Source organism: Mucilaginibacter rigui, assembly GCF_014773275.1.
Classification (GTDB): Bacteria; Bacteroidota; Bacteroidia; order Sphingobacteriales; family Sphingobacteriaceae; genus Mucilaginibacter; species Mucilaginibacter rigui_A.
On sequence record NZ_JACWMW010000008.1, the window covers coordinates 1 to 25,214 of the forward strand.

At 43.3% G+C, this 25,214-nt stretch carries 24 protein-coding genes; 8 read left to right on the plus strand and 16 right to left on the minus strand.

Annotation, left to right across the window (positions count from 1 at the left end; genetic code table 11):
* Window positions 1-438: 438 nt before the first annotated feature.
* Entirely contained in the window at window positions 439-645 is a 207-nt protein-coding gene (locus tag IDJ75_RS20485; protein ID WP_191177530.1) for a hypothetical protein, read from the minus strand.
* 85 nt (window positions 646-730) lie between these two features.
* Between IDJ75_RS20485 and IDJ75_RS20490 the strand changes: the two genes are divergently transcribed.
* The 3 genes from IDJ75_RS20490 to IDJ75_RS20500 all read left to right on the plus strand — a co-directional run bounded on the left by IDJ75_RS20490 (window position 731) and on the right by IDJ75_RS20500 (window position 2,974).
* Entirely contained in the window at window positions 731-1,498 is a 768-nt protein-coding gene (locus IDJ75_RS20490; RefSeq protein ID WP_191177531.1) for a class I SAM-dependent methyltransferase, read from the plus strand.
* A gap of 71 nt (window positions 1,499-1,569) precedes the next feature.
* Window positions 1,570-2,529, plus strand: coding sequence for a zinc dependent phospholipase C family protein (locus tag IDJ75_RS20495; RefSeq protein ID WP_191177532.1), 960 nt, complete (start codon window positions 1,570-1,572; stop codon window positions 2,527-2,529).
* 10 nt (window positions 2,530-2,539) lie between these two features.
* Entirely contained in the window at window positions 2,540-2,974 is a 435-nt protein-coding gene (locus tag IDJ75_RS20500) for a hypothetical protein (protein ID WP_191177533.1), read from the plus strand.
* Window positions 2,975-2,987: 13 nt separating this feature from the next.
* Here the strand turns inward: IDJ75_RS20500 and IDJ75_RS20505 are convergent, their stop codons facing one another.
* The 7 genes from IDJ75_RS20505 to IDJ75_RS20535 form a co-directional block, all read right to left on the minus strand.
* Window positions 2,988-3,647: a DedA family protein gene (locus IDJ75_RS20505; protein WP_191177534.1), complete on the minus strand. Its 660-nt coding sequence runs from the start codon at window positions 3,645-3,647 to the stop codon at window positions 2,988-2,990.
* 49 nt (window positions 3,648-3,696) lie between these two features.
* A complete protein-coding gene (locus IDJ75_RS20510; RefSeq protein WP_191177535.1) occupies window positions 3,697-4,446 on the minus strand; it encodes a DUF4397 domain-containing protein in 750 nt (249 codons plus the stop codon).
* Window positions 4,447-4,452: 6 nt separating this feature from the next.
* Window positions 4,453-5,127 (minus strand): DUF4397 domain-containing protein, encoded by a 675-nt coding sequence (locus tag IDJ75_RS20515; RefSeq protein ID WP_191177536.1) that lies wholly within the window; start codon window positions 5,125-5,127, stop codon window positions 4,453-4,455.
* A 169-nt stretch (window positions 5,128-5,296) separates the two neighbouring features.
* Window positions 5,297-6,421 carry a DNA polymerase III subunit beta gene (gene dnaN / locus IDJ75_RS20520; RefSeq protein WP_191177537.1) on the minus strand — a complete coding sequence of 375 codons (1,125 nt, stop codon included), beginning with the start codon at window positions 6,419-6,421 and terminating at the stop codon, window positions 5,297-5,299.
* Window positions 6,422-6,457: 36 nt separating this feature from the next.
* Window positions 6,458-8,869: a gliding motility-associated ABC transporter substrate-binding protein GldG gene (gene gldG / locus IDJ75_RS20525; RefSeq protein ID WP_191177538.1), complete on the minus strand. Its 2,412-nt coding sequence runs from the start codon at window positions 8,867-8,869 to the stop codon at window positions 6,458-6,460.
* A 130-nt stretch (window positions 8,870-8,999) separates the two neighbouring features.
* Window positions 9,000-9,494: a hypothetical protein gene (locus IDJ75_RS20530; protein WP_191177539.1), complete on the minus strand. Its 495-nt coding sequence runs from the start codon at window positions 9,492-9,494 to the stop codon at window positions 9,000-9,002.
* Between the two features lie 217 nt (window positions 9,495-9,711).
* Window positions 9,712-10,416 carry an ATP-binding cassette domain-containing protein gene (locus tag IDJ75_RS20535; protein WP_191177540.1) on the minus strand — a complete coding sequence of 235 codons (705 nt, stop codon included), beginning with the start codon at window positions 10,414-10,416 and terminating at the stop codon, window positions 9,712-9,714.
* A gap of 189 nt (window positions 10,417-10,605) precedes the next feature.
* Here IDJ75_RS20535 and IDJ75_RS20540 point away from each other — a divergent pair, with 189 nt between their 5' ends.
* The 3 genes from IDJ75_RS20540 (at window position 10,606) to IDJ75_RS20550 (ending at window position 15,580) form a co-directional block, all read left to right on the plus strand.
* A complete protein-coding gene (locus IDJ75_RS20540; RefSeq protein ID WP_191177541.1) occupies window positions 10,606-12,084 on the plus strand; it encodes a glycine--tRNA ligase in 1,479 nt (492 codons plus the stop codon).
* A gap of 187 nt (window positions 12,085-12,271) precedes the next feature.
* Window positions 12,272-14,404, plus strand: coding sequence for a tetratricopeptide repeat-containing sensor histidine kinase (locus IDJ75_RS20545; RefSeq protein WP_191177542.1), 2,133 nt, complete (start codon window positions 12,272-12,274; stop codon window positions 14,402-14,404).
* Between the two features lie 57 nt (window positions 14,405-14,461).
* Entirely contained in the window at window positions 14,462-15,580 is a 1,119-nt protein-coding gene (locus IDJ75_RS20550) for an AI-2E family transporter (protein ID WP_191177543.1), read from the plus strand.
* Window positions 15,581-15,829: 249 nt separating this feature from the next.
* Here the strand turns inward: IDJ75_RS20550 and IDJ75_RS21535 are convergent, their stop codons facing one another.
* The 6 genes from IDJ75_RS21535 to namA all read right to left on the minus strand — a co-directional run bounded on the left by IDJ75_RS21535 (window position 15,830) and on the right by namA (window position 22,100).
* Window positions 15,830-16,252 (minus strand): transposase, encoded by a 423-nt coding sequence (locus IDJ75_RS21535; protein ID WP_224746697.1) that lies wholly within the window; start codon window positions 16,250-16,252, stop codon window positions 15,830-15,832.
* 353 nt (window positions 16,253-16,605) lie between these two features.
* A complete protein-coding gene (locus IDJ75_RS20560; RefSeq protein WP_191177544.1) occupies window positions 16,606-17,940 on the minus strand; it encodes a M16 family metallopeptidase in 1,335 nt (444 codons plus the stop codon).
* A gap of 16 nt (window positions 17,941-17,956) precedes the next feature.
* Window positions 17,957-19,336, minus strand: a complete 1,380-nt coding sequence (locus tag IDJ75_RS20565) for a M16 family metallopeptidase (protein ID WP_224746698.1) — start codon at window positions 19,334-19,336, stop codon at window positions 17,957-17,959.
* 104 nt (window positions 19,337-19,440) lie between these two features.
* Complete coding sequence (locus IDJ75_RS20570; protein ID WP_191177545.1) at window positions 19,441-20,031, minus strand: DUF4230 domain-containing protein; 591 nt, start codon at window positions 20,029-20,031, stop codon at window positions 19,441-19,443.
* A 183-nt stretch (window positions 20,032-20,214) separates the two neighbouring features.
* Window positions 20,215-20,634 (minus strand): OsmC family protein, encoded by a 420-nt coding sequence (locus IDJ75_RS20575; protein WP_191177546.1) that lies wholly within the window; start codon window positions 20,632-20,634, stop codon window positions 20,215-20,217.
* Between the two features lie 398 nt (window positions 20,635-21,032).
* Window positions 21,033-22,100, minus strand: a complete 1,068-nt coding sequence (gene namA / locus IDJ75_RS20580; protein WP_191177547.1) for an NADPH dehydrogenase NamA — start codon at window positions 22,098-22,100, stop codon at window positions 21,033-21,035.
* A 168-nt stretch (window positions 22,101-22,268) separates the two neighbouring features.
* Between namA and IDJ75_RS20585 the strand changes: the two genes are divergently transcribed.
* Entirely contained in the window at window positions 22,269-23,462 is a 1,194-nt protein-coding gene (locus tag IDJ75_RS20585) for a cation:proton antiporter domain-containing protein (RefSeq protein ID WP_191177548.1), read from the plus strand.
* Window positions 23,463-23,501: 39 nt separating this feature from the next.
* Here the strand turns inward: IDJ75_RS20585 and IDJ75_RS20590 are convergent, their stop codons facing one another.
* Complete coding sequence (locus IDJ75_RS20590) at window positions 23,502-23,894, minus strand: hypothetical protein (protein ID WP_191177549.1); 393 nt, start codon at window positions 23,892-23,894, stop codon at window positions 23,502-23,504.
* Between the two features lie 146 nt (window positions 23,895-24,040).
* Here IDJ75_RS20590 and IDJ75_RS20595 point away from each other — a divergent pair, with 146 nt between their 5' ends.
* The gene (locus tag IDJ75_RS20595) at window positions 24,041-24,379 is read left to right on the plus strand and encodes a single-stranded DNA-binding protein (RefSeq protein ID WP_191177550.1); all 339 of its coding nucleotides are present in this window, start codon (window positions 24,041-24,043) and stop codon (window positions 24,377-24,379) included.
* 129 nt (window positions 24,380-24,508) lie between these two features.
* Here the strand turns inward: IDJ75_RS20595 and IDJ75_RS20600 are convergent, their stop codons facing one another.
* The gene (locus IDJ75_RS20600) at window positions 24,509-25,213 is read right to left on the minus strand and encodes an SDR family NAD(P)-dependent oxidoreductase (RefSeq protein ID WP_191177551.1); all 705 of its coding nucleotides are present in this window, start codon (window positions 25,211-25,213) and stop codon (window positions 24,509-24,511) included.
* Window position 25,214: the final 1 nt, after the last annotated feature.

A 25,214-nucleotide genomic window follows, 5' to 3' on the forward strand; every position in this document is an offset into this window, starting at 1 on the left:
TTGGGAAAGGCCACATCAGGGAATCAACGGTAAAAAACCTATCGATATGGTCTCCCTTACAACAAATAAAAATACCTAATTCTGTTACCGAATTACTAAACCCTTACAGCAATGACGGTATGGCTTTATTTCCGTAGCTCCGCGACAAGCAAAACAGCTTCGGGCGAAAGCGGGCCAATGTTTATAGTGATACCTTAAACATTAGACATGCCTGTTATCCGTTGGCTAAAGCCAACGGCAATGAATTTGCCTATCCGCTTCATTGCCGCCCCATTTATGGGGCGGATAACCAGCAATGAATTTGCCTATCCGCTTCGTTGCCGTCCCATTTATGGGGCGGATAACCAGCAATGAATTTGCCTATCCGCTCATTGCCGTCCCGCTTATGGGGCGGATAACCAGCAATGAATTTGCCTATCCGCTTCATTGCCGTCCCATTTATGGGGCGGATAACCAGTAATGAATTTGCCTATCCGCCTCATTGCCGTCCCATTTATGGGGCGGATAACCAGCAATGAATTTGCCTATCCGCTCATTGCCGTCCCATTTATGGAGCGGATAACCAGCAATGAATTTGCCTATCCGCTCATTGCCGTCCCATTTATGGGGCGGATAACCAGCCTGGTGCTTTTTGGCTTTAGCCACAATCTTATTTGTCCGCCCCGTCCACAACATCCGTACTCCCGGACGGACGGACAAAACATCTCCCTCAAACCAACGTTTAATTTATATGACTACCAACAGCACCACCCGTTTCAGCAACCGTGTAAACGATTACGTAAAATATCGCCCGGGCTACCCTGCCCAGATCATCGGCTACCTGCAACAGCAATACAACCTCACCACTGATAAGCTGATAGGCGATATTGGCGCAGGCACAGGCATCTCTACCCAATTGTTTTTAGAAGCCGGCTACCGCATAATTGCTATTGAACCCAACCAGCCCATGCGCGATAAAGCCATTGAACTGCTGGGCAACTGGCCTGGTTTTAAAGCCCAAAACGGCACCGCCGAAGACACGGGCCTTGCCACCGAAAGCATAGACGCGGTTATTGCCGGGCAGGCCTTCCATTGGTTTGATGCCGGGAAAACAAGAACAGAATTTGATCGAATCCTGAAACCAAACGGGTTAATAGCCCTGATATGGAACGAACGACGTACAGGCTCGGCCTTTGAGCAAGAATACGACGAGCTGATCATCAAGCACGGTAAAGATTATGTACAGGTAGACCATCGCAACATCGATGCCGACCATATCGGCTCGTTTTTTAACCCGCAGCCCTGGCAGCTTAAAACCTTTTATAACGAGCAGATATTTAATTTTGATGGCCTTAAAGGGCGCTTAGCCTCCTCATCTTACATGCCAACAAAAGATGATGAAGGTTATGAAGCCATGATAACTGACTTGCAGGCGTTATTTGATAAATACCAGCAAAACGGCAGTATCACTATCCAGTACGATACCAATGTGTACACCGGCATCGTAAAGCCTGCCTAATTTCTGAATATCCGTATGGCTTTCGGCTTTAAGCATTGTGCTTTTAGCTTTTATATAAGCATATTTACCCCATGAAACGCCTTGTTGCTTTGGTTTTATCGGGGATAGTTGTGCTTACGCTTTGTTCGTCGTGGGGTTTCTTTGCGCATTATCGCATCAACAGGCTGGCGGTTTTTACACTTCCTAAGGGCATGGCAGGTTTTTACAGGGCCAATATCAATTTTATTACAGAACACGCCATAAGCGCCGATAAAAAGCGCTACGTAGATAGTACCGAAGCCCCTCACCATTTTTTCGACGCCGACCATTACGGCAAGCAACCCTTCAGGGATATGCCCCAGCATTGGGTTGATGCAGCAGCTAAATACAGCAGCGATACGCTAAATAAATATGGTACCGTTCCATGGGCCATTACATCAAACTATTACTGGCTGGTAAAGGCCTTTAAGGCGCACGATACCACAAGCATCCTGATAACATCGGCCAACCTTGCGCATTACCTGTCTGATGCCCACACGCCCCTTCACCTCACCCAAAACTACGACGGGCAGTTAACCAACCAGCAAGGCATCCATGCTCTTTGGGAAAGCCGCCTGCCCGAGCTTTTCAGCAACAGCTACAATTATAATGTGGGCAAGGCTAAATACATCAGTAACCCGCTGGCAGAGGCTTTTAAAATATGCCGAAGCTCATTTAAAAGTGTTGATACCGTAATAAGGGTTGAGCGCATGCTGAACAAAACCTTCCCTGCAGTAAACAAGTATGCTGTAGAGCAGCGGGGCAACCGCAAGGTAAAAGTATATTCGGTAGCATATAGCAGGGCCTACCATAAACTGCTGCGGGGTATGGTGCAAAGGCAAATGCGGGCATCTATCCTCAGCGTGGGTAGCTTCTGGTTTTCGGCATGGGTTGATGCCGGCCAACCCGATTTAGACAAACTCATCGCGAAGCCGCTATCTATAGAAGAAAAACAACAACTTAATAAAGAAGAAGCTTTGTATAAAGCAGGTAAAGTGTTAGTTTTAAAATAGCATTAATTGAATGAAAGCACTTCTCATTATACTGTTTTTTGCCTTTGCTGAATTGCTACAGGCAACCGCTCAGCAATCTCATAAAAAAGATGGTGGCCGGGTAGCCTTAGATAAGGTAAGTTCTTTGCCCGAGGTAAGAGATTTTTTGCGGGAATATCAAAACCGTAAAGCCATAGCTATACTTAACGGCTCGCCAGATAAGGATTCTAAATATTATTCGGTAAAGGTAGGCATAAGCGATATGGGCATGTTAAGCACTAACTTCAACTTTTACATTCACCCAAAAACCTATGAGATATTTTACGCTGATTACTTTACAGACCAGGGAGAACAAATTTTAACACTCACTCAGTGGCGCCGTTTCAGAAAACTACCCGTTTGGCAAAAATGGCATTGCTACAACTACAAGGGCAAAAATTTAATAATTTACCCTTGCGAACCTTAACAAGCCCTCCCCTTTATCGGGCAGGCTGACCTTTTTTGCTAACCTTATTTTTGATTATAGCGAATATGGGCGGTATAATAGATACCAATATAATGATGATAGCCACCAGCGAAAAGTTCTTTTCGATAAACGGCACCTTACCAAACCAAAACCCGCAAAACAGGAAGATAAAGATCCATGTTACCCCGCCAATAATATTGTACAGGCTGTAGCGCGCAAATGGCATATGCCCTACCCCTGCCACAAAGGGGGCAACAGTACGTATGATGGGTACATAACGGCTAAATATAACCGCTTTGCCACCGTGCTTATCAAAAAAGGCTTTGGTTTGCAGGTAGTAGCTAAGTTTCAGGATCTTGTTTTCTTCTTTAAATACCCTTGCCCCCAAAAACTTACCTAACAGGTAATTTACCGTATTGCCGCTAATGGCTGCAATGATGAGGATAACCGTAAGCAAATAAATATCCAGCCCCGATTTGCCGCCTGCAATTAGCGCACCCGCAGCAAACAGCAGTGAATCACCTGGCAGGAACGGGGTTACTACAAAACCGGTTTCGGCAAATATGATGATAAACAGTATGAGGTAGGTCCACCCCTGGTATTCGCTGGTTATTTGTACCAGGTGTTTATCAATATGTAAAATAAAATCGATGATGCTGTGTATGAATTCCAAGGCTTTAAAATTTTAGCAAAAATATAAAGATAAAACACATACCCAACCATTAATATGTTGTACCGGGCGGCAAAGAGTTTAAAATGATGTTTGCACCGTAGGCAGCGGTATCTGTTTTGCTGGCCAGGCCATAAAAATACATGGTATACAATTTGCCATCGAGCACAGTAAAGTTGCTTAAACCCGATAAAACTGTAGTGGGTGCGTTTGTAGCTGCAACATTAAGGTTATAACTACCTGCTGTTAGCTCAAGATAGTCGGTTACTTGCTTGTATTTTACATCCTTGAAGGCAACAGTTGCGTTAGCAGTTAAGTCAAGGCCAATTGTGCCGGGCGATGCATTTACAAATCTTATTTTCCCCCTGCCGTTAGCAGGCACGCTGCCGGTATCAACAGTTAATATGGAGGTTAAGGAGCTATCGTTGCGCAAACCGGTAACAAACCATGTATAAGGCACTTTTGGTTGTATTTTCGCCTGTAAGGTTAGCAGGTTTGTGGGGTTTACACCATTTGTTGTTTGCGCCGTCCTGATCTGATAAGGCGTATCAATGGCGTTTATGAGAAAATACCCCGAAGCCAGAGGGTAAGAGTACGCATTTGTACCTTGTTTTATATAAAATGCATACAAATTAAATGGCTGTATATCCGGGCTCAAATTTACTATTTGCATGCGGGCATTTGAATTACTGCCAACACTTACCCCACTTTTACCACATGAAACAAGCATGGGTATAACCATTATACCTATAATAAATACCCACAAATAAAGTAACAGGCGGCTTTTATTGTTATTAGTCATTTACTATTATCTATTAATTATTAAACCGGTACCTGATATGGCAGGTGCATCTGTAGCCATTAACGCACCTTTTGTAAAAAGTGTATAAGCACGGTTTAACTGCAGTACACGCGGTTCGTTTATAAGCACATTCCCGGTTGCTACATCAACAACTTTTATTTGTTTTAAACCCGGTGTTACATGAAGATAATCGGAAACCGATTTAAATTTCGCATTTGCAAATGCGACCGTATCATTCATTAAAATTTTCACTTCACCCATCCTGGGCGATGTATGCACAAAACGTATCATGGTAAGCGTATCAACGCTTTGTAAGGTATCAACTACGGTAAAGGTATTTGCAGACGTATTATCTGTTACGAAAAAAGAATATACTTTTCCGGTATCTACAGGTAGTACCAAATTAAATAAAATGTTTGGGTTACGGTCCTTCTTAACCTCGTAGTTTTGCTCGCCCAGCGGGGTTGTCAGATATCCTGTTGATGCTAATGGATATGAAGCAGCAGTTGTGTTTAGCCGGCTGCCGTTAACATAAAAGTTAATGGTATCTGCACTGGCATTTACAAAGTTAATACTGGTTTTTAAAGGCGTTGCAGGGGCGGCATCATTCCCTTTTTTGCAGGATGCAATAACTATAACACCAATAAAACCGATAAAAACGGACAACTTAAATTTCATCATATAAAAGCAGATGCTATATAACTCAATTATAACAGGTTTTGTTATAAGGCGAACAAAAAAGTCCGGCTTTTTTGCCGGACTTTTTTGGGGTTAGTAGTGAGTAATTTGTTGGTAATTAGTTATATACAAGCGATAACCACTCACCAATAACTATTCACCCCTCACTAATTTATGCGTAGCTGTTAAGCATTACCGGCATTACCAGCATCAGTACATCTTCGTTCTCGTCGCCGCCTTGTGGGAGCAATAAGCCCGCACGGTTAGGGGTCGACATCTCTAAAGATACTTCTTCGCAGCTTAAATTCTTTAACATTTCTATCAGGAAACGGGCGTTGAAGCCTATCTCCATATCCTCACCTTCGTACTGGCAGCTTAAACGCTCGTGCGCTTCATTGGCAAAATCAATATCTTCTGATGATATATTAAGTTCGCTGCCGTTTATTTTTAACCTAACCTGGTGAGTAGTTTTGTTGGCATAGATGGCTACACGGTTAAGTGAACCCAGGAATGCTAAACGATCAATAGATAATTTATTAGGGTTTTCTTTAGGGATAACCGCTTCGTAATCAGGGTAGCGTTCATCTATCAGGCGGCAAACCAAATTGATGTTGCCAAACTTAAAGAAAGCGCTTGTGCTGTTATATTCTACAGATACGTTAACATCATCTGCCGGCAAAGCACTTTTAAGCAATGTTAACGCCTTTTTAGGCAATATGAATGATGTAGTGCTGTCTGCCCTGGCATCCTTACGGCGGTAACGTACCAGTTTGTGGGCATCGGTAGCTACAAAGGTTAGGTGCTGGCTGCTTAACTGGCAAAATACGCCTGTCATGGCGGGGCGTAACTCATCGTTACTAACAGCAAATATGGTTTTATTGATAGCCTCGCCCAGTACAGATGCTGGCAGGTTTACTGACGATGCGTTCTCAACAACGGGTATCTTCGGGAAATCCTCACCGTTTTCGCCGCTAAGTTTGTATTTACCGTCGCCCGCGCTTATTTCAATAGCAAAGGTGCTGTCATCAACAGAGAAAGCCACCGGCTGCTCAGGTAACGATTTAAGGGTATCTAACAAGATACGCGATGGTATAGCAATACGGCCATTTTCTTTAGCCTCAACAGCCAGCGATGTGGTCATGCTGGTTTGCAGGTCGGTAGCAGAAATGGTTAAGTTCCCGTCTTTAATCTCGAACAAAAAGTTTTCCAGTATAGGCAATACGGTGCTGTTGCTTAACGCGCCACTTACCGCCTGTAATTGCTTGAGTAGTGTTGATGTGGAAACAATAAATCTCATGATGTTATTAACGTTTATCTACCAAAAGTATAAAATTTAATGAGCATACTTTCGCTTACGGTTATAATGTTGAAAAATAGCAAATATTAACACTATCCCTATGGGGGCAATATTATTTACCAATTGCCAAAACAGCTTCTCCTGGCGTATGCGGGCACGGTTAAGCAGGCGGATCTGGATCTCTTTACTCCGCAGCGATATCAGGCCCGAATCATCGGCCATGTAATCGGCAATGTTGAGCAGCAGGTTTTTGTTGCCGTAACTTTGCTGGGTATACCTGTCGTACCCCAGCGGGAACGGTGAACCATCTGAGCCTACCTGGTTGCGCAAAATATCGCCATCGCTCAGTACCACCATTTTTGTGGGTTTGCTTTGGGCCAATACGTTTATCTTCTCTGTTAAGCCTTCGGGCAGGGGCCTGTTCCTGAAATCGGATACGAAATCCCCTTCCAGCAACACCCCGGTAATTTTAGGGTTGCTTTGAAAATCCTTTGGCTTGGGCTCGTCCTGCAATGCCTGTAACGACAACATATGCGGGGCAGACAGCTTTTTGTTATACGGCGATGAGGTAAGCAGGATGGTTTTTTCTATGTTTTTTGTTTCCAGCAGGTCAATAGTGCTGGCAAACTGGCTGGTAATACCATCAAGATTTTTTACGATAGGGTGTTTGGACATAGGCAGGTAAACCGGGTAATATAGCCATTGCAGCAACTGGATCTGCGCCTGCCCGCCGACATTGCCCGTGGTAACGGGTATGGCAGAGCAGTTCATATCGGCAATCAGGTCATAGTTAATGCGCACACCGTAACGAAACAACTGGTCATCGAGGTTGAGTTGCTTGTTAAAGGCCAGTTGCTCGCCTCCGTGCCCACGCAGGCTATCCAGTTCGGCGCTTACCTGGTCAATAGCCCAAAGCACACGGCCACCACGCATAATGTACTGGTCGAGCTTAAACTTTTCCAGTTCGGTAAAAGCCTTATCGGGTTTTGGTATTACCAACAGGCTAACTTTGGCCAGGCTATCAAAAGGGATGCTTGTTAAATTAACACGGCCAACTAAATAGCCGTCGCTTAATGATCGCATAGCATCGGCTAATTGCAGGTCGGTTAGTTCATTATGCCCCTCGGTAAAGCCTATGCGCTGTTTGCCGCCGCTGGTCACTTTTTTTATGGCCGATGTAAAGGCGTATTCCAGGTTTTGGATGGAATTATTCAGCACCTCATCGGGCGAAAGGCTCATGCTGCTTTGCGATTGCAGCAGTTTAACGGGGATGCTTTTATTACCATAGGTTACCAGCGCAAACGGGAAGATCACTTTTTGCGAAACACCATCGTCAGTTTTAACACTCAGGTTTTGTGCTTCAATGCCTTTGGCTTCCAGGTCGTCATACACCTGCTTTTGCTGATCTTCGGCAACGCCTTTAAGCGGGTCGGTAAATTTAAATTGCAGTTCGCTATGACTATAGGCCTGTAAATCGGCCAGCATGTCTTTAACCGATGTTTGCAGCCTTTTCATCCCCCCGGGGAAGTTATCGCCCTGCAAATAAACGGTTACATTTACGGTATTTGGCAGGCCGCCCATCACCTTACGGCTAACGGGCGATATAGTGAAGCGTTTCTCTTTTGTAAAATCGAACCGGGTGAAGATCTTATCAGACAGTACGGTTACCGCCGTTAGCGAAAACAGGATCCCCATGGTGCTTAAAAAAGCAGTATTGACAAATTTACGCCCGTTTTGCTTATACAGCACAAAAAGCGTAACCCAGATGAAAAAAGCATCCAGGACCAGGAAGTACATCAAATCGCGGGTATCAAGCACCCCGCGGCTGATAGATTGATAATGCTCTGTAATGCCTAACCCCTGCAGGCCCAGGTTTTGCAGCGACAAGATGGTACTCAGCGAATCGAACCCGCTGTAAAAAAAGAAACTTAAAAAAACAGCTATGGTAAAGGCTATTACCTGGTTTTTACTTACCGACGATGCAAACAAACCAATAGCCGTAAACAACGAACCTAACAGGAACAAACCGATGTACGAGCCTATAACCGCGCCGGTATCAATATTGCCCTGCGGTGTACCCAATGTGTACACGCTGAAATAATATACAAGGGTTGGCAGCAATGCAAAAAGTACAATTATTACGCCGGCAAAATATTTACCCAACACTATTTGCAGGCTTGTTAGGGGGCGTGTAAGTAAAAGCTCGAAAGTACCCTCTCTCCGCTCCTCGGCAAGCGAACGCATGGTAATAGCAGGCACCAAAAACATAAATAAATAAGGCGCGGTGCTAAAAAGGCTGTCTAAGCCTGCATAACCGTATGCCAGTATACTGGTATCGGGGAACACCCACAAAAACAAACCTAAAACAAGCAGGAAAACACCAATGGTAATATAGGCCACCAGCGAACTAAGGTATGTTGTGATCTCTTTTTTGAGGATACTAAGCACAGGATATGTTTATAAAATGCCGAAATTACAATATTAATAAGCTAATATAAAGCAATGCCTTACAAAATTGAAGGCATAAAAAAACCCGGGATACATATCCCGGGTTTTTCCAAAAGATTTTCTCTTTTTATTAGAAGCTATACGCTAAACGTGCTGCCACCTGGCTAACGGTACCGTTTTTAGACCAGGCCTCGTAACGTACGCCAAGGTCTAAACCACCGCCAAATGAATAGCCGATACCCGGTGCATAAGCAAATGCAGTACCGCCGCCACTCTCGGTAGAAAATGCAGCACCTAATTGTGCTTCACCGTAAAAGCTTTCGGCAAGGAAATATTTAATACCTGCCTTTACCGGTACAAAGCCTGTAGAGCCACCGCCATAGGTATCTTTAAACGAAAGGCTTGTATAACCGGCAGAAATTGTAAAAAATGTACTGGTGGCTATCGGCTGATCATATTTTAATGAACCACCAATAAATAATTTGCCGCCTGCATCTTTAATATCACCAACAGGTAAACCTGCTTCAAGGCCGATACTGAATTTACCAGATTCTGATGATGATTGTGCAAATGAACTGAATGCTGCTCCTGATAACAGGACTAACGCAAGTAAGAATTTTTTCATTTTTCTAAAATTTAAGTTGTTTATTTAATAAATAAAGTTGACAAAATTATATATTATAAAAAATATAAGATATCCACATATTAACATATGGTTTAGCCTAATCTGCAATAATATTATAATAATATAACTCTTTTCGGTTTCATAGACGACGTAAATGAACAAATGTTACACCACCATTTCAAAAAATATTTAACTTATTGATAGCCAACAAAAAATATTAGTTGGTAAGTTCAATGAAAATATTTTCGAGGGTATTGCCTTTGTTATTACTACGGAGGTTTGATAAGGAATCATTAGCCACAATGCTTCCCCTGTTGATGATGATCACCTGGCTGCAAACAGCCTCAACCTCCTGCATAATATGGGTGGAAAGGATGATGGTTTTTGTTTTACCCAGATCGGTAATTAACTGCCTTATGCCAACCAGTTGGTTAGGATCCAGGCCCGATGTGGGTTCGTCAAGTATTAACACCTGCGGGTTGTGCAGTATGGCCTGCGCAAGGCCCACCCTTTGGCGGTAGCCTTTTGATAACTGCCCTATTCTTTTATGCTGCTCGGGGCCAAGGCCGGTTTGTTCTATCACTTCGGCAATGCGGTTGGCAGGCTCGTGCAGGCCGTGTATTCCCGCCACAAACGCCAGCGACTCTTTCACATACATATCCGTATAAAGCGGGTTACTCTCGGGCAGGTACCCAATATTACGCTTCACATCCAGCGGGTGTGTATTAATATCAAAACCGCAAACGCTTGCCGTGCCGCTTGTTGGCGGTAAAAAACAAGTGAGCATTTTCATGGTGGTGCTTTTACCCGCGCCGTTTGGACCTAAAAAACCCAATACGCCGGTATCTGCTGTAAATGAAATACCATCAACAGCCTTTTGCTGCCCGTAAACTTTTGTTAATGCCTCTACCCGGATGCTCATGCGGTAAAGTTAGATTTTAGATGTGAGATATTAGATATTAGATTTATAAAAGCCAATAACGAGCATTGAATATAGAACACCCAATACCAAAGTATTATTTCCTTCCTTATTCATCATTCAATATTCGTTGTTCGATATTATCGCTCCCCCTTTAACCTTTCGTCTCTAAAAACTATATTTGCCCCTATTATGAGCAATTCGAACGACGATCTTTTTAAAAATGTAATATCGCACAGTAAGGAATATGGTTTTGTTTTCCAGAGCAGCGAGATCTATGATGGCTTAAGCGCCGTTTACGATTACGGCCAAAACGGCTCGGAGCTAAAGAACAACATTAAAACCTACTGGTGGAAAGCCATGGTGCAGATGCATGATAACATCGTGGGTATCGATTCGGCCATATTTATGCACCCTACCATCTGGAAGGCAAGCGGCCACGTTGACGGCTTCAGCGACCCGATGATCGACAACAAAGATAGCAACAAACGCTATCGCGCCGACCAGTTACTGGAAGACCGAATTGCCAAACTTGACGAAGAAGGTAAAACCAGCGAAGCGGAAGAGCTGCAGATAGAAATGGACAACGCCCTGAAGGCCGAAGACCTGCCCCGCCTGCGCGAGCTGATCATCGAACAAAATATAAAATGCCCTATAAGTGGTACCGCCAACTGGACGGAGGTACGCCAGTTTAACCTGATGTTCAGCACGCAGGTTGGCGCTATTGCCGGTGAATCGGAAACCATATACCTGCGCCCGGAAACTGCACAGGGAATTTTTGTAAACTACCTAAACGTGCAAAAATCTGGCAGGATGAAAATCCCGTTTGGTATTGCGCAGATTGGTAAAGCATTCCGTAACGAGGTTATTGCACGCCAGTTCATCATTCGCATGCGCGAGTTTGAGCAAATGGAGATGCAATACTTTGTACGCCCCGGCACACAAAAAGAATGGTTTGAAAAATGGAAAGAAGCGCGTTTAAAATGGCACCTTGCCCTGGGTACCGATGCTGCTAAATATCGCTATCACGAACATACCAAACTAGCTCATTACGCAGATGCTGCTTATGATATTGAGTTTGATTTCCCGTTTGGCTTTAAAGAGGTGGAAGGCATCCACAGCCGTACCGATTTTGACCTGAGCCAGCATGAGAAATTCTCACGCAAAAAAATGCAGTACTTTGACCCTGAACTGGGCGAAGACGGCAAGCCATACGGTAACTACATCCCTTACGTAATTGAAACTTCGATAGGTTTAGACAGGATGTTTTTGCTTACCATGATCAACGCTTACGAGGAAGAAGACCTGAGCACCGAAGAAAAACAGGATAGCCGCACCGTACTGCGCCTGCACCCTTGCCTTGCTCCTGTTAAAGCCGCTATTTTCCCGCTGACCAAAAAAGATGGCCTGCCGGAGAAAGCCCGCGAAATAATGGACAAGCTAAAGCTCGATTTCAATATCCAGTACGAGGAGAAAGATGCTATTGGCAAACGTTACCGCCGCCAGGATGCTATTGGCACACCTTTCTGTATCACGGTAGATCACCAAACTTTAGAGGATAATACCGTAACCATCCGCCACCGTGATACCATGGCGCAGGAACGCGTACCTGCCGACCAGCTTGATAAAATTATTGGTGATAAGGTAAGCTGGAAAAACTTATTAGGATAATTACTTATTAAGCGATATTAATATTTTAAAGCCTGCAAATTTGCAGGCTTTTTTTATTTATAACAGTTATAAATTTAACAAGATGTGCATTTGTATTAACTTAATATTAATAAACTTTTTACTTTAGTATAAATTACCGATCCGATTGAAACCTTGTTATATATTATTTCTTATTATAAGTCTGATAGTGTTAAACGCATCAGCCGCTGAACATATTAATAATATTGACAGCCTTAAGCAACTTACGTTTACTGCAAATGGTGTTTTAAAAGCTACAGACACTGTAGCTATAAACCGCCTAAATAAAATTGCAGCCGAGTATTATGAATCGGCCCCTGATAGTACAAGGCACTATTCACTCATTGCAATAAACGCAGCAAAAAAAATCAACTACGTAAAAGGTATTGCAAAGGGTTTTGAATTATTGGGCCTTGTTAATTCGTTTAAGAGCGATTATGTTACCGCCAATAATAATTATAACACCAGTTTAAAATTATACACCCAAATTAATAACCCGTTTGGTATTAGCGAGGCTTACATGGGGCTTGGCCGGGTACAAGATTTTTTAGGGAATTATACACGGGCTATAGGCTTTTTTGAGCGGGCATTAGCTATCCGTAAAAAATTACAAAGGCAAATTGATATTGCAGATTGTTATGCTATAATCGGCATTACGTACGATAATAAAGGCGATTTTAGCACAGCACTCGATTATTATTTCAAATCGCTGATAATAGATTTACAACTTAACAATCAGCTTGCAGCAGCCGATAACTACTGTAATATTGGTGTGGTAATGCAACATCTTGAATTATACTCAAAAGCCCTTGCCTACTTTGATAAGGCAAACTCGTTATGGCTAAAATTAAATGACAAACAGGGCATTAGCACCATTTACCAAAATATAGGCGAAGTAAAGCTTGCGCAAAAAAAGTACGATGAAGCCTATAATTACCTAAACCGTGCTTCAATCATGTTTCACGAGCTGGGCGATGAAGAAGGCATCAGCCTGATATATTATGACCTGGGTTTATATCACTATCATACCCTAAAAAAAGATTCGGCGATATATTACTTAAACAAAGCGCTTCAGTCGGCAACAAAAAATAATATAAGATACAACCAGGCGCAAGCCTATGTAGGCCTGGCCTTAATATACAACCTGGAAAAGGACTATAAAAAAGCGCTGCAATATGCTGTATTGGCCCAGCAAATGGCCAACAAACTGCAAAGCCTTAACACACGGGCCGATGCGGCTTTGCAAATGAGCAATGCGTTTGCAGGCCTTAAACAACTTAATAAGGCATACCAGCAGCATGTAATGTATACCAACTTGAAAGACAGCTTAAAAAACGATGAAAGTTTGCAGAAATTAACATCATATAACCTGGCTATTGATTTTGAGAACAACCAAAAAAAGGCAAGTCAGAAAGAAGAAGCACTGGTACAAAAAATTGCCGAGCAAAAACGCACCAATATCATATATGCAATAATAATTGTAATAATTACTGTGATGATGGTATTTTATTACAATGCTAAACGCAACCAGTTAAAAGCAAACGCACTATTGGAAGATAAAAATAAAGAAGTATTAAACCAGGCCGATAAACTTAATGATCTGAATATACTAAAAGACCGCCTTATTGGTGTACTGGCACATGACTTGCGTGCACCGCTAAGTACACTAAGAGGGATATTTTCGTTAATGACTGATAAGGATATTACCCATAATGAATTTATTGAAATGGTACCCGTTGTATTCAGAAAACTGGAATACACCTCAGATTTTTTAGATACACTTTTGTTTTGGATTAACAGCCAGGTAGATAACGTGGAAGACACAACCAAAAGCTTTTGCCTGTGCGATATTGTAAAAATTGAACAGGCCAATATGGAAGATCAGTTCAAGCAAAAAAACATCACACCCATAAATCTGGTAAGCTCGGGCCACATTGTACTGGCCGATCCAAATTCAATACGGATTGTGATACATAATTTTTTAACAAACGCTATCAAATTTTCGCACTTTAACAGCACTATAGAAATTGCAGCACAGATCATTGAAGACAAGGTTATTTTTACCGTTACCGACCATGGCATTGGCATGAGCAAGAAACAATTAGACCGCCTTTTTATGGGTAAAGTAACCAGCAATTTCGGTACCATGAATGAAAGCGGCACCGGCATGGGCCTTATATTTTGCAAAGATCTTATTGAAAAGTACAATGGCCACATCTGGGCTAAAAGCCAGCTTAACAAAGGCACAGAGTTGGGCTTTTCGCTTGCCGCAGATGTAAGCCGTTTAAAGGAACCGGTATAACATATCCAAACAATTCTTCCCTACGCTCCTTTTGTGTTTATATGAAAACACAAGTACATGTCTATAAAAATTAAAGATCAACCCTTTTATATCCAAAGCACAGCAGTGCTGTTTGGCCTTATTTTGCTTGTTTATGTGATGATACAGCTGGCGGATATACTGGTACCGCTGGCATTTGCAGCATTTTTGGCCATTTTGCTAAACCCTCTTGTAAACCGTTTACAACGCCATAAGGTACCTAAAGTATTAGCTATTGCCATTGCCATGCTGGTGATGATAATTGCTGTAGCCATAGTGTTTTATTTCCTGAGCACACAGATAGTACAATTTGGCGACTCGCTGCCCATGTTGCAAAAAAAGTTTGAATCCATCACCGTCGATCTAAAAAGCTGGATTCATGACACCTTTGGTATTGAGATAACCAAACAGGAGCAAATGCTAAAAGACGCCATGAAAAACAGCCAGGCAATGGTTGGCCGCACCGTTAACGGGGTATTTGCCACGCTTGCCATTATATTCCTGCTGCCGGTATACATCTTTTTGATGTTGCTTTACAAAACACTCATCCTTAATTTTTTATATGAAGTATTCTCTGAAGAAAACTCAAAAAAGGTTAGTGATGTACTTAGCGAAACCAAAACCGCCATACAAAGCTATATAGTAGGCTTGTTGATAGAGATGATCATCGTAGCCGCCATGAACTCTGCCGCACTGGTATTGCTTGGGGTAAAATACGGTATCCTGATAGGTTGCATAGGCGCTATACTTAACCTAATACCTTACCTGGGCGGTATTATTGCTATTGCACTGCCTGTGCTTATGGCTACAGTTACTAAGGATGGTTACTCTACACAGTTGGGCGTAATTATAGCATACATAGTTATCCAGTTTATTGATAACAACATCCTGGTGCCGCGTATAGTATCATCCAAAGTACAGATCAATGCGCTTATGTCTATCATTGTGGTGCTGCTGGGCAATGCCTTATGGGGTGTATCGGGCATGTTTTTGTCTATTCCGTTTGTGGCGGTCATTAAAATAGTTTTCGATCGGATTGACGACCTTAAACCCTGGGGCAAACTACTGGGCGACAACATCCCAACCCACCACATGGGCGAAAGATGGCGAAGCCGCCAAAGGCGGAAGGCAGTGTTGCCGAAGAAAGAGGATAGTTGATTGATAGACCATAGTTGCGGCCGGAGGCCTCATAATAATCGTCACTCGCGAGGACGCGAGCGACTGAGATGAAAAAAACGCTACTCGCTAGGCTCAAGCCGAGTGAGTGCTATTACACGGCCTCCGGCCGCACTAAAGCCGGTTAACTTTCATCAACTATAAACGGTGAGTCGGGATTAGCGCTACTGTAAACGTATGTTGTTTCATCATTAATAAGCATTGCCTTTACCGGGTTTTGATGTATATAATTCACTTTCTGATCAAATATTTCGGGTGTGTGTAGTTCAATTGGGAAACTTGTTTTTTGCCAAAACTGATATGCGCTGTTTTGGCTGGAATTGTTCGCAAAAAATTAAACAAGTAAAGTAACCACTCTTTACGGCTTTCCTGAAGGTTGTTGCTAATCCTTTCTATGATACGTTTAGCGGTGTAACTTTTAAGATCGCGAATTACATCGGGTAATTTTCCATCATTATGTGCTGCGATCAAATGTATATGATTACTCATGATGCAGTAAGCGTACACCTTTAACCCTTTATTTTTTCTACAGTATTCTAAATTTCGAATAAATTCGTCACAATAATCATTTCTGGTAAATACATCGATCCAGCCAACAACCGGGAGTGTTAGGAAAAATGGGCGGTCGCTATTGGCTTTTCGTAACTCGGACATTTATCGAATATAATTATTGTTCAATAAAAATAAAAGGAGGAGATGCGGCCGGAGGCCTTATAATAGTAGTCACTCGCGAGGACGCGAGCGACTGTGGTGGTTTTGCGGCCGGAGGCCTTATAATAATCGTCACTCGCGAGGACGCGAGCGACTGAGATGAAAAAAACCCTTACTCGCTCGGCTCCAGCCGAGTGAGTGCTATTACGCGGCCTCCGGCCGCAGTAAGCCGGTTATAAACGGTGAGTTGGGATTAGCGCTACGTCACTTTCCGAGAACGCCAGCCACTGCAATGACGTTATAAAAAAAGGTCTGAAGCTTTACTTCAGACCTTTTGACTATCAACTATCGACTCACTAATGGCTTACCGGGTTATCGGCTTTATTAAGTGTACCGTTTGTAAACAGTATTGGGTTTACCTTTTTAGTATCGCCCTGGTACACCCAAACAATATTACCAATATATTTGCGGAAGGCATCGCTTACCTGCGTTGGTGTTAGTTTTTTAACATCATCGGCAAGGGTTAATGATCGCCTCCAGTTGTTATGCAATACCTCGTTAGATGCAATTGAACCCGCCTGTGCAGTGTTGGTTTCGTTCTTGTAATAAAAACCGGTTAAATAGGTGGTTTTCATATTGGCAACTTCGGCCGCATTAAAACCTTCTTTTTTTATCCTGTCAACCAGTTTATCAAATACAGCTATATATTTATTAGGCTCGGTAGTTGATACTGAAAATTTTGCTACCGAGGTTGAGCCTACACTAAACCAGGATTGCGGCGCGTATGATAAGCCGTTGTTGGTGCGGATATCCAGAAAATGCTTGTCGGCAAATATGCGCATGGCCACATTAAATGCATCAAAATCAGGTGTGCCGGGGGCTGGCCCGCTGGTTACCCCCTCAACATAATTGGTAGCCAGTTGGCGGTTCTCGGCGGAAAAGGTGTTTTTATACACCCTGAAAAATGATTTTTTCAGCTCGAACGGGGCGCCTTGCTTAATGGTGCTCAGCAAACCTTTTACTTTAGCTTCAATATCGGCACGGTCAAGATCGGCAACTACCACTATCAGCAAACGCGATTTGGTTAGTACAGAGTGGTAGTAGTTTTTGGTCTCTTCGGCGGTAAGGGGTTGTATAGTTGCTGCTGTGCCGTTAGGGTCTTTCGCATAATCGCGGCCGTTAAAGGCAATTTTATCGGCATATTTATCAATAGCGTTATCCGGGTCAGAGTCTTCCGCCTTAATTTGGGTTAACTGATCCTGCTTGATACGCGCAAACTCTTTTGCATCAAATTTGGGGATGGTTATGGCCTCAACATATAGCGGCCAGGCAGTTGGCAGGTCGCTTTTTATACAGTTAACCTTTATTACCGAATAGTTTTTAAGGGCAACGCCATAAACGGCTGCGCTAATTTTATCCAATTGGTTTTTAAACGCATTTTTATCGTGCTTTAAAGTACCGCATTCGTTAAGCGCGTTCATGGCCATGGCCTCTATCCCGGCTTTGTTGGCGGGGTAATTTTGTACGCCGCCTTTTATAACGGTTTGTATCTCTACAATATCGTTACCGCTTGGCTGTACAATAACTTTTACGCCATCAACCATCATTTCGTACGCTTTTTGTTGTGCCGAGGCTGTTTTTACGCCCCCGGTTGCTGCAGCAATAAGCAATAGATATATATATTTCTTCATCGTGATTAGTGTTAAATTATTTTGCTACAAAAAACGAAGCCACGTTTAGCTGCTTGCTCAGTTCGGGCGTTAATATAATGCCCGATGCCATCGGCTTGCCTACAATATAAGTATTCAAATATTTGGCAATATCGTTACGGCTAACTTTCTGGTAGTTATCGTTAAGATCGGTATAGTAGTTAAGCGAGGTACTGCACCACTGAAAACTAACCTGTGATGGCAGCGACGATGGCTTCTCCAGTTCGCGGCTGTGGTTACGCAATAGTATTGCTTTAGCATCAGCCAACTGCTCGTCGGTATAATAATCGGCTTTGCCCCACTGCGCCATCTGGTTTTGGATCTCATCGTAGCACTCTTTTATTTTGGTTGGGTTAGGCACTACAAACAACGATATCATGCCTGTATAGTGGCTGGTATTATAGCTTATACCGGCTGATGATGCCAGCCCTTTATCAACAAGAGCCTGTTGAAATTTTGATGAATTAAGGCCTAATATGGTTGAATGTACATCGGCAGCTACGGTTGATGCCGAATCTGTCATATAAGCCGGGCCCTGCCATGCATACATCATCATTGGCGTTTGCGCTATCGACATTTCTTTTACAAATGCTACGCTTTTGTCCATCGGTTTAAAGGCCGGAATAGGGTATTTTTCGTGCGGGTTGAAACCGCTGTTTGCCCAATCGCCAAAAATGTCTTCTGCTTTCTTAAAGCCGTCTTCGTGTTTTACATCGCCGCAAATAATAAGCAGGCTGTTGTTAGGGAAGTAGTATTTGTTTTTGATCACCATCATCTTCTCGGGCGTGGCTGTATTGATCACCTCATGGATACCGATAGGCATTTTGCGGGTTATCAGGTCGCCCCAAAGGTTTTTGCTGATATCATAATATAACTGGAAACCCGGGCTGCTCTCGTTACGCTGAAACTCCCCATCAACAACGGGGCGTTCTTTCTGCATATCCTCTTCCCGGTAAATAGGGAAACGTACCGAAGCATTAATTAGCATAAGGCCCGCGTTAAGGCTGTCCTTACCAATGGTGAAATAATAATTTACACGCTCGTTACCTGTGGTACCATTCCAGATGGCACCAAGTTCCTGCGTGCGTTTCAGAAATTTCTCCTGCGTAGGGTAATCCTTGTTGGCCTTAAAAAACATGTGTTCAAAAAGGTGCGAAAGGCCGCTGTACTCGGGGCCTTCGGTGTAGGCACCGTTCTTTACAGCAATTTCAATAGTGGTTAACGGCACTTTGCTGTTTTCAATAACAACAACTTCCAAACCGTTTGGCAGCTTTTTCCAGAAGTAACCTTCGGGGAGCCTTGGTTGGGCAACAGCGCAAATTGAGCATACCATGCCCAGCGCAGTAAGGGTTAAAAGTTTGGTAAATTTCAGGGTCATGTTTGTTAGATTACGATACCCTAAATATATTACATATTATTAAAATTTTAGTTGTGTGACCGTTCTAAGGGAGACGCGAAGTATCGCCTCTCTACAATAACACCTTACTTAAAGCTTATTACCACTTTTTTGCCAGATACATTCTCCAAAAAAGGTTTAAATATCAGCCCTGCATTCTCGCGGGCTTTGCCAAGCAGGTTCATTTCGGTAGCGGTAGCCAGCATTTTCTTTTCGGCAATTTTGTAAACATCTTCCACCATTTCCTTGCTCTTATCGGCAAACCATACACCCGATACATCGTACACGCGCGATTTTTGATGATCGAGCTTTACGTAACAGATCTCGGGCTGCGGCAGGGCAATGGTTACGGTATCCTTGCTTTGGCTAATGTCTGTCTTTGTTACTTTAGTGAGGTCGATACAGGCGGTTACCTCACCCACCGCCACAAACAGCACCCGCGAATCGGGCAGTATGGTATGCAGTTCCTTCTTTTCTACCACATCCTTCATGCTGTATTTTACCAGTTCAAGCTTGCCCATAGCTATAACTTTTGTTACCATCGCATCCTCGGTAACCTGGGTGCGAGTGGTGTTAAACTCGTGTTTAATATAAAAGAACAGGAAGATCAAAAACCCGGTGATTACCAGGGCGAACAACAGCGTAAGAGAAATGCGCGAACGGGAAGTATTTAACATACGTAATGTATTTTACAAATAGCTACAAACAAAAACAGCGATGGTTTTGGCCATCGCTGTTTCAATTAAAGTTAGTTTTTATTTTAACCACAGAGAGCAGGGAGATTTTCCATTAAGACGCGAAGTATAGCGTCTCTACATGATTGCATATCAACAACGCTTTGTGGTTAATTTGAAGCCTGCTTACGCGTAAGTAACGTTTAAGGTAATTGGCACGCTCAATGCTTTTGATACAATGCAGCCAGATTTTGCACCTTCGGCAACTTCTTTAAATTTAGCCTCGTCAACACCATCAATTAAAGATGCCTTCAGTTCCAGGTGGATGCCTTTAATTTCAAGCGCCTGCATATCCAGGTCAAGAATAGCATCAGTGGTTAAATCTCCGGGAGTAATGCCCGCTTGCGATAAAGCCGCACCAACTGCCATAGTAAAACAGCCCGCGTGCGCTGCAGCTATCAATTCTTCTGGATTAGTACCTACGCCATCGGCAAAACGGGTTTTAAAGGAATATTGTGTTTTGTTAAGAATGGTGCTTTGGGTGGTAATTTCGCCTTTGCCCTCTTGCAGGGTGCCATTCCAGTGTGCATTTGCTGTACGTTTCATAGTTAATGTTGTTTTGGTGAGTTTTTGCTAAAATAGCAATATGTTGGGTTGAATAAAAATATTAGATGTTAAGTAAATGATAAATTGTGGTATTGCATCGCGGCAATTTACTCACCCCGACCTTGCTTCGCTGGCCGCCCCTCCCTGCTTCGCAAAGAGGGTTAAAACCGTCCTATCCTTACCCTCTTTCCGCTTGCGGAGAGAGGGTCGTGCACGTAGTGCCGCGGGGTGAGTTAACTAACAAAGCAGCGTTAACATCGCGGCAATTTGACTCACCCGGTCATTGCTTCGCCCGACCACCCTCTCTGCTTCGCAAAGAGGGCTGAAACCATCCTATCCTTATCCTCTTTCCGCTTGCGGAGAGAGGGTCGTGCACGTAGTGCCGCGGGGTGAGTTAATTACCATTTTGCCCGTTCGTACTGTACCGGCCATTTAACTTCCTGCCCAAGTTGGTGCGCAGCACGCAAGGGGAAATGGGGGTCGCGGAGAAACTCCCTGGCCATAAACACCATATCTGCCTTCCCGGTCTGGATGATGTCATCGGCTTGTTTGGCTTCGGTTATCAGCCCAACCGCGCCTGTAAGTATATCCGTATGTTTTTTAATGGCTTCGGCAAACTCCACCTGGTAGCCCGGTTTAAGCGGTATCTGCGCGCCCGCTACGTTGCCTCCGGTAGAACTGTCTACCAGATCAACGCCCTTATGTTTCAATATTTTTGCTAACGCGATAGAATCATCAATTGTCCAGGCGCCCTCGGTCCATTCGGTGGTTGATAAACGTACAAACAACGGAAGATCTGCCGGCCAAACCTGGTTTACGGCATCAATCACTTCCAGCAGAAAACGGCTCCGGTTTTCGAAAGAGCCTCCGTATTCATCAGTACGGGTATTACTATGCGGAGATAGAAACTCATTGATCAGGTAACCATGTGCGCCATGTAACTCAATCACCTTAAAACCTGCGGCTAATGCCCGTACGGCTGCTGCTTTAAAATCGGCAATTACTTTGGCTATGCCTGCCTTATCAAGCGCAAGCGGGGCGGTTTCGCTGCGGCTAAAAGCCAGGGCGCTTGGCGCCACCGCTTCCCAGCCATTTTCTTCATCGGCTTGTATTTGCTTACCGCCATTCCATGGTTCGGCATGGCTGGCTTTACGCCCGGCGTGTGCTAATTGCACACCGGCAACTGCGCCATGTTGTTCAATAAAGGTGGTTATCTCTTTCAGTTTCGCAATATGCTCATCCTTCCAGATGCCCAGGTCGGCAGGGCTGATACGCCCCTCTGGCGATACTGCTGTAGCTTCGGTTATAATTAGCGCTGCACCGCCTACCGCACGTGCGCCTAAATGCACCAGGTGCCAGTTATTTGCAAAGCCGTCAATGCTTGAATATTCGCACATAGGCGATACTACAATACGGTTCTTAAATTCGATACTTTTTACTTGGAGAGGAGAAAATAAATGCGGCATAGTTTAATTATTTGTTGCACAAATATGGACAAGTAACAGCCATAGCGTTTCATGGTTTTGTCATTTACACTATTTAAAGGTTAAATTACTTAAATATGAACAATTAGGGGCTTTTAGCGTTGATGTGTCTGAAAGTTAAATGTATGTTTACCCTAATAAAAATATAATTTGACTACATACACTACCCTTATTATACTTAGCGGGTTGGTAATATTCAGTTACCTGTTCGATCTGATAGCCGGTAAAACTAAAGTACCGTCGGTAATTCTGCTGCTTTTTTTAGGGATTGGGATCCGTTTAGGGGTTGATTACTTTGGCCTGCTTAAAATAAACTTTACAACCATACTACCTGCATTAGGTACCTTAGGGCTTATCCTTATTGTATTTGAGGGGGCGCTTGAACTGAAGTACAGCAAAGATAAAAATGCGGTTATCCGTAAATCATTTCTTTCGGCATTATCTATCCTGCTGCTTACCTCCTGCCTTATTACTTACGCGTTTTACTACATCAGCGGCGAAAGTATTTATAAGTGCTTTATAAACGCTATTCCCTATTGTGTAGTAAGCTCGGCCATTGCTATACCGTCGGCATCGGGAATCAGTAAGGAGAAAAAAGAATTTATCATCTATGAATCGTCGTTCTCAGACATCCTCACGGTTGTGCTGTTCAACTTCATGATCAGTAACAATCGTATCAATGTCTCTGCCTTCGCCAAGTTAGGTGCCGAACTTGGTATAATATTGCTTGTGGCCATTGGGTCATGCCTGCTGCTGCTTTATTTAATAGGCAGGTTAACCCACCATATTAAATCGTTCCTTATCATAGCTATCCTGATACTGGTTTACAGTATTGGGCAGTCGTTCCATTTATCATCGCTTATTATCGTTTTGTCGCTTGGCCTGTTCCTTAACAATGCCGGGCAGATCAGGCTTGGCTGGTTCCGTAAGTATTTTATTTACCCTACTTTGGGTTACGATATTAAACAGCTTTTTCAGCTATCTGCCGAGAGCGCTTTTATTATGCGTACCTTTTTCTTTATTATTTTTGGTTACACTATGGATGTTTACCAATTGCAAAACTGGGCCGTAATTATAAACGGCGGACTGGTTTTACTGCTTATATACCTGGTGAGATTTTTGTATCTGAAACTGGTTCTAAAAAGTGGGCTGATGCCCGAGCTGGTTATCGTGCCACGGGGGTTAATAAGCGTGTTGCTTTTTTACAACATCCCGGCAAACATTAAAATACCGATGCTCGGCACCGGTCTTTTATTTGTGGTGATACTGGGTACCAGTATAATTATGAGCCTTGGGCTATTAGGTACTAAAAAACAATCAACCCAGGAGTTTGAAGACCTTTAAAAGGCGTTTAAAGGCCGTTAAAGTCCGTTTGAGGGGCGTTTAAATCCGCTGCGGTTCCTCGCTGAATTTACCGGTTTCTTTTTTGCTTTTCACAAGCAGCACCTCATCATTATCAAGCGGCAGGTAGCCATATTCGTAACAGAAAAAGTAACGCGCACCGGCCTGTGTTTTAAAACTACTGGTAAAATACTCAAAATCAAACCCTTTTTGGAGCATCTTTTCGCGGTTTACTTTTGTTTTGCCGGCGGGGTTTAGTTCTTCTATAATACGGCGGTTACGGCGCAGTATATTATTGATATTGCGTACCAGGTTATAGCTGTTACTGTTAAGCTGGTTATTGAAGTTATTGCGGCACAGGTCGTTACAAAATTTTTTATCGGCACGGCCGTGTAATAAGGTACCGCAATCCAGGCATTTTCTTTCCGCTGTCATACGCTAAAGATAAGCAATAAGTTATCCGTTTGCAAACGCTTGCAAACGGATACAACCGTTTATAACTGCTTACTAACCGACTAAGTTATATGCCCCACGCCATCTTTGTGCTGTTCATAATTATCTAATATTAAACACAATACAAAATGGCAACTATTAAAAACAGCGTAAGATTAATTGGCAACATAGGCATGGACCCTGATGTACGGACATTTGATAACAACCGCAAAATGGTGCGCTTATCTATCGCTACCAACGATAGCTATAAGAACGACAAAGGCGAAAAAGTTACCGATACCCAATGGCACAACATTGTGCTTTGGGGAGCACAGGCAAGCATGGCCGAAACTTACCTAAAAAAAGGCGATTCTGTGCTCATTGAAGGCAAACTGGCATCGCGCAGTTACAGTGATAAAGATGGCGTAAAACGCTATGTAACAGAGGTTGTAGTGAATGAGTTTATAAAGATGAGCGGTAAGGAATAATTAGGTTCAGTTGGCTAAAGCCAACTGCAATGAAGCTGTTAAAGTTACCGGACACTTAACGAGCGACAGCTTCATTGCCGTCTCATTTATGGGACGGATAGCTAAGAAGCAATTCCGGCTTTAGCCGAACTATGGAGTTGAAACCGCTACCGGCAAAACTTTTCCATTAAAGAACCGGTGCCCGGTAACCGCAAAATCGGCAATGTATTTACCCATTTCAAAGGCCATAACCGGCGATTCGTAACCAGGGAAGGCTTGTTCCAGCATTTCCGTTTGCGCCGAGCCAAGGGCCAGGCAGTTTACTTTGATGCCCCGTTCAACAAACTCCTGTGCCAGGCATTCGGTAAGTGTATGCAGCGCGGCCTTACTTGCCGAATATGCCGACAAACCGTTAAACTTAGCGCTACCCTGGAAGCCGCCCATACTGCCTATATTAAGAATGTGCGAGCCATCGCCCATAAATTGCAGCAGGCTTTGTATAATGCGTACATGGCCTATGTAGTTGCTTTGCAGCATTTCTACAAAGTCCATTTCTTTTAGGTCTGTAAAGGGTTTGTTAATAAGCACTCCTGCGTTGTTTATCAGCACATCTACTTTTCCGTCAAAATTGGCGGTGATGAATTGCTGCAGGCCGGCATAATCATCATGTACAATATCAAAAGCAATAGCAAATATCTCACAATCAGGATTTAAGCCTTTGGCAATTTCAAGCAAGCGGGTAAGTTTATCCTGCGAGCGCGCCAGGGCCATTACTTTATGTTTGCCAGATAATATCAGTTCTAATACAGCTTCAAATCCTACGCCGCTGCTGGCACCTGTTATAATAATGTTCATA

Bases quoted from the DNA above. Each gene is read 5' to 3' on its own strand.
- IDJ75_RS20490 (WP_191177531.1), top strand. From the start codon at position 731: ATGACTACCAACAGCACCACCCGTTTCAGCAACCGTGTAAACGATTAC.
- IDJ75_RS20495 (WP_191177532.1), top strand. From the start codon at position 1,570: ATGAAACGCCTTGTTGCTTTGGTTTTATCGGGGATAGTTGTGCTTACG.
- IDJ75_RS20500 (WP_191177533.1), top strand. From the start codon at position 2,540: ATGAAAGCACTTCTCATTATACTGTTTTTTGCCTTTGCTGAATTGCTA.
- IDJ75_RS20510 (WP_191177535.1), bottom strand. From the start codon at position 4,446: ATGACTAATAACAATAAAAGCCGCCTGTTACTTTATTTGTGGGTATTT.
- IDJ75_RS20515 (WP_191177536.1), bottom strand. From the start codon at position 5,127: ATGATGAAATTTAAGTTGTCCGTTTTTATCGGTTTTATTGGTGTTATA.
- dnaN (WP_191177537.1), bottom strand. From the start codon at position 6,421: ATGAGATTTATTGTTTCCACATCAACACTACTCAAGCAATTACAGGCG.
- IDJ75_RS20530 (WP_191177539.1), bottom strand. From the start codon at position 9,494: ATGAAAAAATTCTTACTTGCGTTAGTCCTGTTATCAGGAGCAGCATTC.
- IDJ75_RS20535 (WP_191177540.1), bottom strand. From the start codon at position 10,416: ATGAGCATCCGGGTAGAGGCATTAACAAAAGTTTACGGGCAGCAAAAG.
- IDJ75_RS20540 (WP_191177541.1), top strand. From the start codon at position 10,606: ATGAGCAATTCGAACGACGATCTTTTTAAAAATGTAATATCGCACAGT.
- IDJ75_RS20550 (WP_191177543.1), top strand. From the start codon at position 14,462: ATGTCTATAAAAATTAAAGATCAACCCTTTTATATCCAAAGCACAGCA.
- IDJ75_RS21535 (WP_224746697.1), bottom strand. From the start codon at position 16,252: ATGTCCGAGTTACGAAAAGCCAATAGCGACCGCCCATTTTTCCTAACA.
- IDJ75_RS20560 (WP_191177544.1), bottom strand. From the start codon at position 17,940: ATGAAGAAATATATATATCTATTGCTTATTGCTGCAGCAACCGGGGGC.
- IDJ75_RS20565 (WP_224746698.1), bottom strand. From the start codon at position 19,336: ATGACCCTGAAATTTACCAAACTTTTAACCCTTACTGCGCTGGGCATG.
- IDJ75_RS20570 (WP_191177545.1), bottom strand. From the start codon at position 20,031: ATGTTAAATACTTCCCGTTCGCGCATTTCTCTTACGCTGTTGTTCGCC.
- IDJ75_RS20575 (WP_191177546.1), bottom strand. From the start codon at position 20,634: ATGAAACGTACAGCAAATGCACACTGGAATGGCACCCTGCAAGAGGGC.
- namA (WP_191177547.1), bottom strand. From the start codon at position 22,100: ATGCCGCATTTATTTTCTCCTCTCCAAGTAAAAAGTATCGAATTTAAG.
- IDJ75_RS20590 (WP_191177549.1), bottom strand. From the start codon at position 23,894: ATGACAGCGGAAAGAAAATGCCTGGATTGCGGTACCTTATTACACGGC.
- IDJ75_RS20595 (WP_191177550.1), top strand. From the start codon at position 24,041: ATGGCAACTATTAAAAACAGCGTAAGATTAATTGGCAACATAGGCATG.
- IDJ75_RS20600 (WP_191177551.1), bottom strand. From the start codon at position 25,213: ATGAACATTATTATAACAGGTGCCAGCAGCGGCGTAGGATTTGAAGCT.